Origin of the sequence: Clostridium sp. CX1 (assembly GCF_025398335.1) — a bacterium.
GTDB classification, from domain to species: Bacteria; Bacillota; Clostridia; order Clostridiales; family Clostridiaceae; genus Clostridium_AM; species Clostridium_AM tanneri.
The window spans coordinates 344,132-358,396 of the sequence record NZ_JAODOO010000001.1 but is presented as its reverse complement, the minus strand read 5'-3'; the positions used below and the strand labels follow the sequence as shown (position 1 = coordinate 358,396).

At 33.3% G+C, this 14,265-nt stretch carries 10 protein-coding genes and 1 pseudogene; 3 read left to right on the top strand and 8 right to left on the bottom strand.

The genetic code is table 11. The annotated features are described in order from the left end of the window. Positions 1 to 49: 49 nt before the first annotated feature. Positions 50 to 1,525, top strand: coding sequence for a recombinase family protein (locus N4T77_RS01655; protein WP_261669969.1), 1,476 nt, complete (start codon positions 50 to 52; stop codon positions 1,523 to 1,525). Positions 1,526 to 1,675: 150 nt separating this feature from the next. Here N4T77_RS01655 and N4T77_RS01650 read toward each other — a convergent pair whose 3' ends face one another. The 3 genes from N4T77_RS01650 to N4T77_RS01640 all read right to left on the bottom strand — a co-directional run bounded on the left by N4T77_RS01650 (position 1,676) and on the right by N4T77_RS01640 (position 3,856). Then, positions 1,676 to 2,290 carry a recombinase family protein gene (locus N4T77_RS01650; protein WP_261669968.1) on the bottom strand — a complete coding sequence of 205 codons (615 nt, stop codon included), beginning with the start codon at positions 2,288 to 2,290 and terminating at the stop codon, positions 1,676 to 1,678. A 758-nt stretch (positions 2,291 to 3,048) separates the two neighbouring features. Beyond that, on the bottom strand, positions 3,049 to 3,423 hold the full coding sequence (locus N4T77_RS01645; protein ID WP_261669967.1) for a hypothetical protein: 375 nt from the start codon (positions 3,421 to 3,423) through the stop codon (positions 3,049 to 3,051). A gap of 94 nt (positions 3,424 to 3,517) precedes the next feature. Continuing rightward, on the bottom strand, positions 3,518 to 3,856 hold the full coding sequence (locus N4T77_RS01640) for a hypothetical protein (RefSeq protein WP_261669966.1): 339 nt from the start codon (positions 3,854 to 3,856) through the stop codon (positions 3,518 to 3,520). Between the two features lie 662 nt (positions 3,857 to 4,518). Here N4T77_RS01640 and N4T77_RS01635 point away from each other — a divergent pair. Further along, positions 4,519 to 4,845 (top strand): hypothetical protein, encoded by a 327-nt coding sequence (locus N4T77_RS01635; protein WP_261669965.1) that lies wholly within the window; start codon positions 4,519 to 4,521, stop codon positions 4,843 to 4,845. Between the two features lie 539 nt (positions 4,846 to 5,384). Here N4T77_RS01635 and arr read toward each other — a convergent pair. The 4 genes and pseudogenes from arr to N4T77_RS01615 form a co-directional block, all read right to left on the bottom strand. Continuing rightward, the gene (gene arr, locus N4T77_RS01630; RefSeq protein WP_261669964.1) at positions 5,385 to 5,801 is read right to left on the bottom strand and encodes an NAD(+)--rifampin ADP-ribosyltransferase; all 417 of its coding nucleotides are present in this window, start codon (positions 5,799 to 5,801) and stop codon (positions 5,385 to 5,387) included. A 298-nt stretch (positions 5,802 to 6,099) separates the two neighbouring features. Then, positions 6,100 to 7,200: pseudogene (locus N4T77_RS01625) on the bottom strand (PEP/pyruvate-binding domain-containing protein); the annotation flags it as partial. 226 nt (positions 7,201 to 7,426) lie between these two features. Further along, positions 7,427 to 8,464: a DUF362 domain-containing protein gene (locus tag N4T77_RS01620; protein ID WP_261669963.1), complete on the bottom strand. Its 1,038-nt coding sequence runs from the start codon at positions 8,462 to 8,464 to the stop codon at positions 7,427 to 7,429. A 137-nt stretch (positions 8,465 to 8,601) separates the two neighbouring features. Next, the gene (locus tag N4T77_RS01615) at positions 8,602 to 9,531 is read right to left on the bottom strand and encodes an exonuclease domain-containing protein (RefSeq protein WP_261669962.1); all 930 of its coding nucleotides are present in this window, start codon (positions 9,529 to 9,531) and stop codon (positions 8,602 to 8,604) included. A 348-nt stretch (positions 9,532 to 9,879) separates the two neighbouring features. Here N4T77_RS01615 and N4T77_RS01610 point away from each other — a divergent pair, with 348 nt between their 5' ends. Beyond that, positions 9,880 to 11,016 carry an MFS transporter gene (locus N4T77_RS01610; RefSeq protein WP_396125074.1) on the top strand — a complete coding sequence of 379 codons (1,137 nt, stop codon included), beginning with the start codon at positions 9,880 to 9,882 and terminating at the stop codon, positions 11,014 to 11,016. A 177-nt stretch (positions 11,017 to 11,193) separates the two neighbouring features. Here the strand turns inward: N4T77_RS01610 and N4T77_RS01605 are convergent, their stop codons facing one another. Further along, positions 11,194 to 14,265, bottom strand: coding sequence for an efflux RND transporter permease subunit (locus tag N4T77_RS01605; protein WP_261669960.1), 3,072 nt, complete (start codon positions 14,263 to 14,265; stop codon positions 11,194 to 11,196).

Below are 14,265 nucleotides of genomic sequence, written 5' to 3'. Positions count from 1 at the left end.
TAAATAGATTATAGCAATAAAAATTTAAAATAAGAAGGAGATTAAAAAAATGAATGAGATTAAGCACGTTGCCATTTATTTAAGGATATCAAGGGAAAAGCAAGAAACGGAAGACACGTTACAAAGCCATAGAGAAAGATTAACGAGACTATGCAATGAAAGAAATTATAACTATACTATATTCGAAGAAGTTATAAGTGGTCATGCAGATATGGAGGACAGAGTAGCTTTAACCCAAATGCTTGATACATTACATTTGTATGATGCTTTAGTTGTTGTAGATGTTTATAGAATTGCAAGAAGGTTAAAAATCGCCGCAGAAGTATATGAAAAAATTGAAAAGCTTAATATTCCAATAATCACACCCGACAAACAGTATAATATGAGTGATATTATGGTACTAAAATTTCAAGCTATTTTGGCAGAAGAGGAATACAAACACATTGTAAAAATAATGTTAGCTGGCAAGGTAGACAAGACCCTACGTAAAGAGAATGTTAATGCACGTCCCCCTTTTGGCTATGATGCTGTAAAAATAGATGGTAAAAGAACCTTTGTCCCTAATCAGTATGCTGAAACAGTAAAAGAGATATTTAACCTAGCATTAAACGGATATGGTACTAAACACATTGCTGAAATGGTGGATAAACCTGCCAAGTCCGTACATTGTATTTGTACCAATGAAGGGTACACAGGGACTATAATCTATAAAGATTTAAGAGTAGAGGACGCATTTGAACCAATAATCTCCAAGGATGATTTTATAAAGGTACAAGAAGGTTTGAAAAGTAGGAATACTTTAGAAGGGGGTAAAAGAGGCAGATTCAGGGGGAAGGTACTAAACATATTAAAAGACATCCTGTATTGCGATGAGTGTGGAAATAAGCTATTCTTTCAAATGTCTAATAGGAATACTAATCATCCTTCTTTGATGGTAAGAAATTGTACCTGTGGCAAGAACAAAGGTATTAAAGCAGACAAAATAATGAATGATTTCTACTCCCAAATAGATTATATAGAATTAATGTTAAGGGAAGAATGGCAGAAGGTATTAAATACCCCTGTTATAGATACAACGGAAATATTTGAATCACAAATACAGGATTTAGAGAAGAAGAAAACCAAGCTGACTAAGAGGTTATCCAATGCCAAGGAAATGAGATTAGACGGAGAAATCAATAGAGTTGAATTTGAAGAAATTAAAAATGATATAGGGGTACAATTACAAGATTTAGATAAAAGCATAGCCGAAATTTCTAGTAGAATTGATTCCCTAGACAAAACTAAGGTATCTAATGAGTACCAAGAGAAGCTTGAATTAATAGGTAGAATCAATAGCCTTAAATCCATTCCGTCAAAGGGTACATTCCCTATAACTACACTACCTTTAATAGAGGATAAGGAACAGGCAAACCGATTGCTTAGACTACTCTTGGACAAGGTATTTTTGGGATGGGAAACTGATGAAAATGGCATTGAGGATTTTAGATTAACTGTATTACCTAAGAAAGTATTTAATATATGACATTTAGTAACCTCCTTGGTACAAGTGTATTGACTAAGGGGGTTTTATTTTCCCTTAAGGAAAGCCTTTATTATAATAAAGTTTTAACTAATCTGTAAAGGAATCGGAGGGAATATACAAATATAACCCAATAAAAAAAGAACTACAAACCTATTGTTCATAGTCTTTTACTAATTTATAAAAGGTTGTCTTTTTAAGGTTTAATATATCCATTGCTTTTACGGCTGATATACTTCCTTCCTTCCATTCAGCATAAACCTTACTAAACTCTTTTGGATACTCAACCGAAGGTCTACCAAACTTTAGACCTTTTGCTTTTGCAGATGCTATTCCCTCTGCTTGTCTTTGTTTTATTTTAATTCTTTCCTTTTGTGCCATATATGACAATAGTTCAAACACTATATTAGATATTAGGCTTTTTTCTAAATCTGTCTTATTTGTAGTGTTCAGTATAGGGGTATCAATTACAATAATGTTTACCCCTTGTTTTAACAGTTCGTGCCACTCTTCTTTTATCCTTTGCATATCTCTGCCAAGTCTATCAAGTTCTTTAATTATTAAAGTATCTCCATCCCTTAAATTAAGCTTTAAAGCCTTGTAGTTTTCCCTGTTAAAGTCCTTTCCACTTGCTTTGTCGGTGTAAATATCACGTTCATTTATAACAATATTGTTCTCTTTACAGTAATCATTTAAAGCCTGTACTTGTCTATCTGTATTCTGTTCAAGTGTACTTACTCTTATGTAAGCAAATGTTTTATTTTTCATTGTATATCATTCCTTTACAATAAACTCATTAATCATATAATAACAGTATAGTTCGTAATAGTCAATATATAATTACGAACGTTCACAATATTATTTAGCAACTTTAACGGACGATAAATGTTGTGTTTTTAAATAGTCCGTAATTGTATACTTTTATGAACTCATATAAGGAATATCAATAATGACCCAAATGCAAATAGGTAGGGGGTAGGTAATAAATTTCCCCTTATACATTTGGGACTTAATGCCAACAAAGTTTACGATTTTACATTTAGACTTTCCGTTAATTGGCTTCCCTTTATGTATTAGCTAACTCAACTTTTTAAGATTGAAGTTAATTAAAGGACTTATACCCTTCCCATATGACTTAAGATTTAAAATACCCTAGCTACCTATAGGAAAAATTAAAAGCAAGTTGATTATAAAAAGATGTTTTCCGTATCAGACAAGCCTTAAAAAATAGTTTTGGGTATTTTGTCCCATTTAGGTAAAATAACTTGTTAAATTACTATAAGGGGGTTTTTATTAGAAAAAGAAATAATATCCGTTAGGATATAGATACTAATAGAAACCTCTAGAATAACGGAGAGATTAATGATGTAAGCTATCGGAAAGATGGGTAAATAAAAAGAAAATGCCTTACTATCTGTTAATTTAGATAGCAAAGCTATTTCTACATTCCTGTATAGGTTGAAGCTGTTTAAAAATCTAGTTAAGGCTTCTTTAGTTCATCATATGAGAATACGAACTAGTTAGATTTATTTTGCTTGATGTAAAATTTCAATATCTCCATCTACAAATCCAACACCAACACCTTGTAGTTCTTGAAGTACATTGGCAAGTTTTCCGTCTTGAAGATATTTTTCTATCATTTTTGTTATAAAGGATAAACCATCTTCCCAATTTTCAATATCATCAGTTCGAGGTATAAGAAATACATCTTCTCCTGTTGTAAATATCTCTTCACACACCCAATCCTCATCTTCTTCATCAAATGTATCTGTTCCAATTAATTGGATATCATATGTTTGGTTTGAACCCTCATACAAATTAAAGTTAACTGCAATCACATCTGACGGAAGTTGTTGCAAATTACTATCTACCCATTTTGAAAAATCTTCATAATATAACATATGTACCTTCCTTTCTTTTCTCACAAAACATATATTTATTCGTCTTAATTTAAACTTGTAACACAAGATAACAACATTCCTAATTAGTAATCCCTCATTCTAAAACAAAATAATCATCGAATGTTTCCCCTGAAAAATTAAAAAGCAAACTATAGTAACCAATATATTTGTTTTTATATTCTAACTTTAAGTATGCTTCAATAAATTCGTGGTTTTCATTATATTCTTCATAAAAGGTATCCCAATTCATAATTTTAAGTGCTATCTTATCTGTCCATATAGTTAATGAACCTTTATCAAATAAGCCAAAGTATTCATCATATTCATCAGGACTCTCTACCTTATATTTTTCAAAGCATCGCCAAAAGCTTTCAATAGTCCTTTGTTTAATATTATTTTCAATTACCCATTTTTTCAGTTCATTACCATTCATAATATACCTCAATGCAAAAGAGACGTTACTTCGTATAATTTTACAAGTACCAACTAACTTCATTATACATGGATTGCATAACTTTATCTAGAAGTAATGTATATGATTTTCAACATCAATCTTTAACATAGCTTAGCTATTAAACAATAACTTCCGTCGTCCCTGAATAGCTTAACAGGTTCATTTAGTTTAGTCCCTTTATATTCCAATTAGATTTCCTCCAAGACCTTCTATATAGTTATTTACCGAGTTGAGTAAATGGATGGAACAACTGCAAATAAAAAAATATAGTACGTTACTCATCTGTACAGGGACAAGTTTACGGAAAAGGCACCCTGTCTAGTCCCCTTTTTTATAAACTCTTATTCCTTATCTACTATATAACGGATTAAATCCTTAATATCTAATATATCTATAACGAAGTAATCTCCTACTTTAGTAGGTAAATTAATGTTATTAGTAATAGTATTGGTAATGGTTTGTATTAATATAGGTGTGTATTCAGTACCATAGTTTTAGGTACTCTGTACCATTACCCTGTGTACAAAATACCACTACCTAGGTACTCTGTCCCATACCTCCCCTTTTGCTTGTTAGATAAGTATAGGCTTCTTAAAAATGAAGCTTACGAAGTATAACTTAAAATAAAGGGGTGTAAAATTATGGCTAGAGAAAAATTCTACACAATGGAGAGTGTAGACTTAGAGAAAGAATATAGACTAACCTTGGCAGATAGTAGGGTATTAGGTGTATTAGTTGGAATATACCAAAATACTAAGTATAGGGATGAGTATGGCAAAAAATATGCTTGTCCTTCATACCAACAGTTATCCGAATATACAAACCTATCTATAGAACAAATCAGAAAGAAGTCCGTCCCTAAGTTAAGGAAATTAGGTTTAATTGTTAGTGACGGACAACCTTATAAAAAAGAAGGGGTTGCCAAAAGGTATTATTTGAATGACGAAATAATTAAAAAATATTTCTAGTGGGGTACTAATAAAGAGTAGAAAAAAGGTGGTTAGTTAAATGATGATGATACATTTGTTATAATGAAGTTTCACTATGATGAAGTGATAGCACGGATTTGTGATGCAAATGTAGAACTATTACTTAGGAACGAGGATGTTTAAAATTTCTCCTTTTTATGTCCTTGGTACGAATGCATGGAAAATTTACGCATTTGTATTTAGCAAAGTCATAATTTTACCCCTTCAAAATTGACCTAATCCCCCTCTAGAATGAGTATTTCCAATGTTTTTATAAGTGTCAATGTATGTCATAAAAACTCTTTTTATATAATACCTTGATATACTATCTAGCACAGGCATTGACGGACAGTAGGTAATAAAATAGTTATTAATTTAGGGGTAATGGGTTAATTCTCATTACCCTTTTTCTTTACCTTTTCTCATTCAAAAAATTATGCACCTATTCTCCACTTTTATTTTAGGCTATGCTGAAGAATAATGTTGATTTTACAACATAAAAAGAAGCCTTGCAATGTTGTTAATTGTATATTTATGGATTAATCGTATATTACATTTTTTCCTTCTTCACTTAACTTTTTTAAAGATGAAAGCATATGATTTATTTCTTCATCGGAATGTCTTTCCCATGAACCTAATTCAGCTATTATTTTCAAAGGAGATTTAGACCTATAAGAACGTGTTGGATTTCCAGGAAATCTTTTGTCAGTTAAGTTCGGGTCATTTTCAAATTCACCTAATGGTTCTATAATGTAAATTCTTTCTTTTGAGTTAGATTTCGCTAATTCAGCACCCCATTTAGCAGCATTTAATGTTCCAGTAAAATAGATATAGTTTGATTTTTTATCCTGGTAATTTGATAAGTGTTGTGGTTTTAATAAATCTCCAAGTTTTAGTTCTGCTTTAGTACCATGAAAAAAAGGACCACTATCTAAAACATCTTTTTTGCCATTCATACTGATACACTCCTTTTATATTTTTAAATTTAACATATCATTATTGTATAAAAATAAGTCCTAAGTTGTTTCTGCCTGTGAAATAAATATTAAAAAATCTTTAGCTTACTCTATGAAAAAATCATATAGTTAAATGGTACTTTTATTGGTATAATTTAATGGGTAATGTAATTGTATCTTTTATAATGAAAAAATTTTTTATAGGTTTTCTATAGGAAATTTTAAAAGGAATTAACTCCGTTATATATGGAAGCCTTGATTTAAGCCACTTTAACGTTAGTTGTGCTAAGTGGACAAGTACAAACAACCTTCCACCAGCTTTAGACATAGGTCTAGCTGCTGTTAACTGCCATAAAGACAATCCCAATGGTTTCATGGCGTCTGTCATCATCTGTTGATGACCTACAGATACATAAACGTGATTTTCATGGTCATTTGCTTCAGGGATTGGGTATAAAGTAGTGATTGGGCGGCTCTGGACAATATAAAATGTATCATCAGCCAAACACCATTCGATGTCCTGTGGGCAGCGGAAATGTTCTTCGATCTTTCTGCCCATGTGCGCGAGGCTCAAAATCTGTTCAGACCTCAGCACTTGCTTATCCTGTATCTCAGGCTCAATCTCATATTCTTTTGTGCCGCCATCTTTTAAGGCATAAATAGCTAGCTTCTTGGTAGATATCTTCTTATCAATAACCTTACCATCACGGACTTTATAGTTATCAGCATTCACTAGGCCGGAGACCAAGGCTTCACCAAGTCCGAAGCTGGCATCAATGGATAACACCTTTCTATTAGAAGTGACGGGATCTGCAGTAAACAAAATTCCTGCTGCCTCTGGGAAGATCATCTTCTGAACAACTACAGACAGGTGGACTTTACGGTGGTTGAAGCCATTTTTAAGGCGGTAAGTTACTGCCCTCGCAGTAAATAGCGATGCCCAGCACTTACTGATATGCTTTAGGATTGCCTCCCTTCCGATAATGTTCAGATACGTATCTTGCTGGCCGGCAAAGGAGGCTGTCGGTAAATCCTCTGCAGTTGCGCTAGATCGCACTGCATAGGCATCTTTTTTACCAAACTTTGTGAGATAACCCATGATCTCTTCTTCTATATCTTCAGAAATAGATATTCTTTCGATGACCATGCGAATTTTCCTGCTAACTCCACCAATTTTTTTCCTATCTTCCACTCTAAGACGGGATAACTCATCTAATAAACTTTTAAGTTCCTGATTATTTCCAGTTATCTTTTTATATGCTTCTGTAGTAACACAAAAACCATCTGGTACTAATATCCCCGGAGTCTTGGATAGTTCCCCTAGGTTGGAGCCTTTACCCCCAACCATGGAAATCTTTGTTTTGTCAATTTCCTGAAAGCTAAGCACATATGAATTCACACACATTCTCCTTCCTCTTTTCCAGGTGTAGTTGAAACAATTCTCTATGAAATAATGTCTGCTCTTATAATACACACAATAAGCGCACATTATAAGCCTGTTATTTAAAAATTTCATATGATATAATATAATTGGGAGGAAGAAAGATAATGTACTTAAGGCCTCAGTTTTTGTACTGAGACCTCAAATAAGTTTTTTTATTATCCATTAAATCTTACTTTCTAGATTACTCATTGCTTTCAGTTATTACCTCATTAAGCTCATACTCCATTATTCCCAGTCCTATTTTTTCTGCATGCATAAGAGATTGCCTGCCTTTTTCAAAAAGCTTTTTTCCGCTGCTTTTCTGAACTAAGTCCAGACATGCTGTATCCAAGGCAACAGGATCCTTTCCAGCAAGAATACCAATATTACCTGCAATTGGTTTCATAGCTGTTCCGGCGCAGTCACACTCCTTGGTGATATTGTGAACAAAGGTAATATATATGATGTCCTTGTCTTTTGATGCTCCGTAGGCATACTCTGAAAGTTTCTCAAGAAAATGAGATCCTCCCCAGGTATTTTCAATTGCACCTTCAGGGCAAACAGCAATACACCCTGCGCAGCCAATGCATTTACTTTCGTCAATAACCGCAGTATCTGGCTTCTGGATGGCACCAAAGTTGCATTTATTCACACAAATACCACAGGAAATACATTTTTCAGCATCTACTACAGGAGATATTCCAGAGTGCTGCTCTAGCTTTCCTCCTCTAGCAGCAAAACCCATAGCAAGCTGTTTTAGAGCACCACCAAATCCCGCTGCAACATGACCTTTAAAATGGCTCATAACAATAAATTGTTTGTATTTTCCATATCCCTTACCTATTTTACATTTGCTTATATATTCCTTATTTATTTCTACTTCATCGTACTCTGTTCCAATGTCTCCGTCTGCAATTATAATTGGAATCTGTGTAAAGCCATGGGATTTTGCTGTCTCAATATGAAGCTCTGTAGTAGTTCTTGATCCTCTATATAATACATTAGTTTCGATATAAGATGGGGACACTCCCTCTTCTTTTAGATAGTTTATAATTTCATCGTAGCACTTTGCCGGAATAAAGGTTTTGTTTCCTTTTTCACCGAAATGCACTTTTATAGGCACTTCTTTTTCAAAGCTATGCTCCGTTTCTGATACTATTCTCTTCAAAAGTTCCAAAGCATCTTTTCCAAGCTTACTGTAATCGGATCCTGAATTTTTAATAAAATATACTTTACTCAAGTTGACACCTTCTCTTTTCATTTTTTATTTATATTATTCCCTAGGAATTCCCATACTTTCCTCATGACACATGTTATATGTATATTTCTTTCGTTCTAAATATTTTTTGAAAGGATTAACCTTTTTATGCACAAATATCAAGAACCCTTCCTCATATTTAAAAATTCTTCTTCATTTAAAAACCTTATATTCTGTCCTTCTGCATTTAAATCTGTTGCCTTTTTAAGCTTATTACTCATTTCTTCCCTACGCAAATCTTTAACATCTTTCATATTAGTCACTAGAATTGTTGTCTTTTTTGTAACAGAGCTTCCTGTTGCCCCTCCAAGCCTTCTAACTAATCTCATGGCTTCATCTCTAGACATGGAAGTTAACCTTCCTGTAAATACAACCACTTCATTTCTAAATAGATCCTTTTCTAGCCTTTCAAATATAGTTTCTTTTTTATGATCATAAATTCTATTAGATGTTTTAATGCCACTTCCTTTAGATGATGATGGTTTATATCCACTGCTGTCTGCTATTCCAATAGTTACACCTATTAATTTAGATATTTCATTAATATCCCCACACTTTAATTCTTCTGATATATTAAGCAATATGTTACTACAGGCGAGAGCATCCTGCAGTGCATCGTGATGCTTAAACTCATATCCTAAAAAATCATTCACTGTATTCAATTTTGCATTTTCAATTCCTTTATAAAAGTTTCTAGCAAGTTTCATTGTGCAAATATATTTAAAACTAGGCAGTTCTATATCATAAAGTTCTGCACTCTTTCTTAAAACGGATATATCAAAGGAAGCGTTGTGTGCTATCACTAAATTTTCATTAAAATAATGCTTAATTTTCTCCCATACTTTATCAAACCCTGGTTCATTCTCAACCATGGCTGGTCTTATTCCATGAATTCCAATATTAATTGGCATGAATCTCATTTCCTTAGGTCTTATTAAATGGTGTATTTTTTCTACAACATGTCCATTTTTCACAACAACAATACCAATTGAGCATGCACTGTTTCTTTTTTCATTTGCAGTCTCAAAATCTATAGCTATAAAATTCATCTATATTCTCCTCAATGTTATAATAAAAATCTCTATATGACTCTCATTAGTGTTTTCTCTCAATTTTATTATTTCATTATTTATAATCTCTGGAGCAAATTCATATAAAGTAAAGACTATTACCAAGTTCATATCGCAAGTATTACGGAAAATTTACAACTTCGACTAAACCTAAAGGCAATTATATCATATAAATCTTTTTATTTCATTATTCTATTATCCATTGAAAAGATTACTTTGCTTTTGTAAATTTATACGAAATAGTGAAGGGGTTATATCAGATGCAGGCACTTTAAATATTTCATTTTCATAAACTAACTAATGTAATATTACTTAAAGGTGATGAATGTGTGTTTTAACCTAAAAGAGACCATGTATCTTCTTACAGGGTGGCTTACCTTATTTATTATTGGCACTGATTTATTTGTTATCTCCCCTTTGTTACCATTTATAGCCAAAGAATATGAAATAACTCCTGCTGCTGCAGGGTGGATAGTTACCGTGTTTTCACTTATTTATGCCATTAGTGCGCCATTTTTTGGGTGGCTTTCAGATCACAAAGGCCGCCGTCTTTTCATTGTTTCCGGTTTATTATCCTTTTGCTTATCCAATTTTTTAACAGCTATTTCTTCTACCTTCACCATGTTAATAATTAGTCGTATTTTTGCTGGTTTATCTGTTGCCTCTATAACCCCGTTAGTCTACGCAATTATTAGCGATATAGCATTACCTGAACGTAGGGGTACATGGCTTTCTGTAGTAGTATCTGGACATCTTATGGCTTTATGGGCAGGAGCACCTATCGGAACTCTGTTAGAACAATTTCTTGGATGGCGTTCTGTTTTTATATCTCTAGCTGCAATTGCTTTTTTTCTATCAATTTTAAACTTTAAAGTTTGGGCATCAACAAGTAAAGCACATTTAGCAGAAAAATTGACAAAAGGCCGCCCAATAAAAATTATATTCGCAGTTAGTGCAACTACTTTTTGGGCCATTGCAATGTATGCCCTTTATGTATTTCTTGGAACAGGATTGGTTTTATATAACCATTTTTCTTCAGATGAACTTACAACTTCAATTACTGCCTATGGTATGGGGGCTGTAATTGGTAGTTTATCCAGTGGGAGAGTTACTGATAAAATTGGTGCAAGAATGGTATCAATATTCAGTACAGCCATGCTTATGGGCATCCTTGTACTATTAGGCATTTTCTTTTCATCAGAAACTTTGGTTTATTTTTTGTTGTTTTTGTGGGCACTTGTTGGATATACCTCCTTTACTTCATATCAAGCTCGTTTAGCAGAAAGTTTTCCAGAAACTCGTGGAATGGCACTTGCCTTAAACAACACAGCATTATATATTGGAATTACGCTTGGTTCTATATTAGGAAGCTTTGTAATTTCCAAGTTTGGGTTTTATATTTTGCCATTTATCTGCAGTGGAATAGCATTAATCAGTAGTTTAATATGTTCCATAAGGAAATAATTAATTTTGCAATAAACAAGAAAAGACCCAAATATTGATTTTAGTAAAGATGCCCCCTTGAATAAAGGGGGCATCCGAATATCCATAGGTAACGGATTTTTTGTTTGTAAAAATATCTTCTAAAAATTCGAAAGCCGAGTCTTGGGGATCTGTAGTTATTACAAATTTTTTCCGGTTTTAACTAAAAGTATTTAGGGTATTATCTTTCTTTTTAACCCTTTGGTCAAATGCTTTCTTAAAATCATGTAAATAGGTGTACACCACCGGCACAAATAATAGAGTCAACAATGTAGATGTTATCAATCCTCCAATAATTGCAAAGGCCATAGGTGCACGTTGTTCTGAGCCCGCACCGGATGCTATTGCTGTAGGAATCATACCAAAAATCATTGCCAAAGTAGTCATAATAATTGGTCTTAGACGTGTATGACCAGCATCAATTAGAGCTTCTTTTAGATTCATTCCTTTGCTGTAGTTTTGTTTTGCAAAATCAATAAGCAAAATTGCATTTTTAGTAACCAAGCCCATAAGCATGATAACACCTATAGCAGACATCATATCAAGTTCTTTATTACCAATAAGCAGTCCTAAAATTGCACCAATAATCGCTAGTGGTAACGAAAGCAAAATAGCTAATGGATCTATAAAACTTTCAAATTGAGCTGCAATTACAAGGAATATAAATAGAACTCCCATGAGGAGTGCTGTAGCCAATCCTCCCATACTTTCTGCCATTTGATCCTGACTTCCTCCAGCACTTAGCTTTATACCATTTGGTGTTGGAGCTTCACTTTTCAGCTTATTATTAAATGCCTTAGTAAAATCACTCTGTTCTACGTGGGCGTAGTTTGCTGTTAACTGGATTTCTCTTTCTTTATCATATCTATTAATGGTAGATGAAGATGTAGTGAAGACTTTTTTAGTTACTTGATCAATAGCAATCATTTTTCCGGTTGTGCTAAGTACATATATTCTCTGTAAACTATCAAAGTTTTTCCTATCTCCTTCTTCAAGCTGCATACGAACATCGTATCTATCCTTTTCAGTTTCATACTGGCTCACTACAGTTCCGTTAAACAAAGTATTTAATGTACTGGCAACTGCATTGGGGTTTACTCCTAAATCTTGAGCTTTATCACGATCCACCTCCAATTTAACTATTGGCTTTCCAGACTTATAAGTAAGTCCTACATCTACAGCTCCAGGAGTATTTTTCATTACTTTCTGAGCCTTCAAAGCATATTCCTGCAGCTTCGTAAAATCTGAACCTTGAATATGATATTGAACTAATTTACCTGATCCCATAGAACCGCCAGCGGAAGTAACTGATAACTCAATTCCTGGGACATTCACTAAATCCTGACGGATTTTTGCTATAATTTCATCAATACCTTCTTTTCTATCTTTCTTATCTGAAAGTTTTACAGTGAGGTTAACTTTATCAGACTGAACTGTAGAATATATGTATTTTACATTCTTATTTTTCTTAACAATAGCTTCCATATCCTTACCGACTTTTGAAGCACTATTTAAGGTAGAACTTGAATCTAGACTTGCTGATATTGCTATCTGTCCATTGTCAGTTGCAGCAATAAATCCTGTTTTCAATTGTGTAGCTAATAGTAAACTTACTATTAGTAATCCTATTGGTATCATTAAAGTTATAATTCTGTGTTCTAGTGACCATTTTAGTAATTCAGAATAGGACTTAGATATTTTATCAAAGGATTCATTAAACCATTCCAGGAACCTTCCTATTATAGGTATCTCCTTTTCTTTACTGCTTAAATGCTTTGAAGAAAGCATTGGTACCAAAGTAAAGGCTACAAACAGGGAAACTAAAACACTGGCAGCTACAGTCATTCCAAATTGTACAAGGAACTTTCCTATCATACCATTAATCATAGCAATAGGAACAAATACTGCTACTATAGCAAGAGTAGTAGCTATAACTGCAAGTCCTATTTCCGAAGTACCCTCCTTTGCTGCTTGAATCGGACTTTTTCCCATGCGAAGATGACGTACAATATTTTCGATAACAACTATGGCATCGTCAATAAGTAATCCCACAGCAAGAGATAAAGCCATTAAAGAAACTGTATTAAGTGTAAAATTCATAAACTTCATTATTGCAAAGGTAGTAATTATAGATACAGGGATAGCAATGGCACTAATTGCGGTGCTGGCAATATCCTTAAGAAATATGAAAACTACAATTACTGCAAGTATGCATCCTTCTAGCATTGTGCGCTGAACATCTTTAACTGAATCTATTATAGAGGTGGAGTTATCAGCAACAAGTTCAATTCTAACTCCTGATGGCAAGCTCTTTTTAATAGTTTCAATTTCTTTTTTAACATCCTCAGCTACCTGTACTGTATTTGAGTTAGATTGCTTAACAACATCAATACCAATTGCTTCCTTACCATTATAGAAGGATAAGCTGTTCTTTTCCTTACTTCCATCTTCAACTGTTGCAATATCTTTAAGTGTAATTTCACTATTATTACGTTTTACAACTAGAACATTAAGAAAATCCTCAACCTTCTTTATAGACGAATCAGTTTTTAAACTTATTTGTGTGTCTCCACTAGAAACCTTACCACTAGATACATTAATGTTATCAGCACTTAAGCTATTGATAAGTTCTGAAACTGTAATATTAAAGGAATTCATTTTTTCTTTATCCAGCTTTATATGGATTTCTCGTTGTTGTTCACCAAAAGTGTTAACAGCTCCAACACCATTTATAGTTTGTAGTTTTTTTGCAATATTATCATCTACTATCTGTGATAACTCACTGTTAGACATTGTTCCAGTAACAGCAAAAGAAAAAATAGCTGATGCACTGGCATCAAATTTTGAAACTACAGGATCATCAATATCTCTTGGCAGACTATTACGGATATTAGATAGCTTATCTTTTACTTCCTGCATGGCCTCAGCTGAAGGCTTTTCTAGTTCAAAGGAAATAGTAGTACTTGAAACTCCTTCTGTTATAGTTGAGGTAACATGCTTCACTCCTGATATTTGCCCTACTGCATCCTCTACTTTTTTTGTTATCTTTGATTCAATTTGATCTGGGGCTGCTCCGCTTTGAATTATCCTAACAGATACCGTTGGCATGTCAACATCCGGAAGCTGATCCATAGGTAAACTTGTATAACTAACCACACCTAAGGCCAGTAAAGCAATAATTATTACAGTGATAAATACAGGTCTTTTTAAACTAACATCTGATAAAAACAT

Coding starts and splice junctions, on each gene's coding strand:
- N4T77_RS01645 (WP_261669967.1), bottom strand. CDS start 3,423: ATGTTATATTATGAAGATTTTTCAAAATGGGTAGATAGTAATTTGCAA.
- arr (WP_261669964.1), bottom strand. CDS start 5,801: ATGAATGGCAAAAAAGATGTTTTAGATAGTGGTCCTTTTTTTCATGGT.
- N4T77_RS01635 (WP_261669965.1), top strand. CDS start 4,519: ATGGCTAGAGAAAAATTCTACACAATGGAGAGTGTAGACTTAGAGAAA.
- N4T77_RS01640 (WP_261669966.1), bottom strand. CDS start 3,856: ATGAATGGTAATGAACTGAAAAAATGGGTAATTGAAAATAATATTAAA.
- N4T77_RS01650 (WP_261669968.1), bottom strand. CDS start 2,290: ATGAAAAATAAAACATTTGCTTACATAAGAGTAAGTACACTTGAACAG.
- N4T77_RS01655 (WP_261669969.1), top strand. CDS start 50: ATGAATGAGATTAAGCACGTTGCCATTTATTTAAGGATATCAAGGGAA.
- N4T77_RS01615 (WP_261669962.1), bottom strand. CDS start 9,531: ATGAATTTTATAGCTATAGATTTTGAGACTGCAAATGAAAAAAGAAAC.
- N4T77_RS01605 (WP_261669960.1), bottom strand. CDS start 14,265: ATGTTTTTATCAGATGTTAGTTTAAAAAGACCTGTATTTATCACTGTA.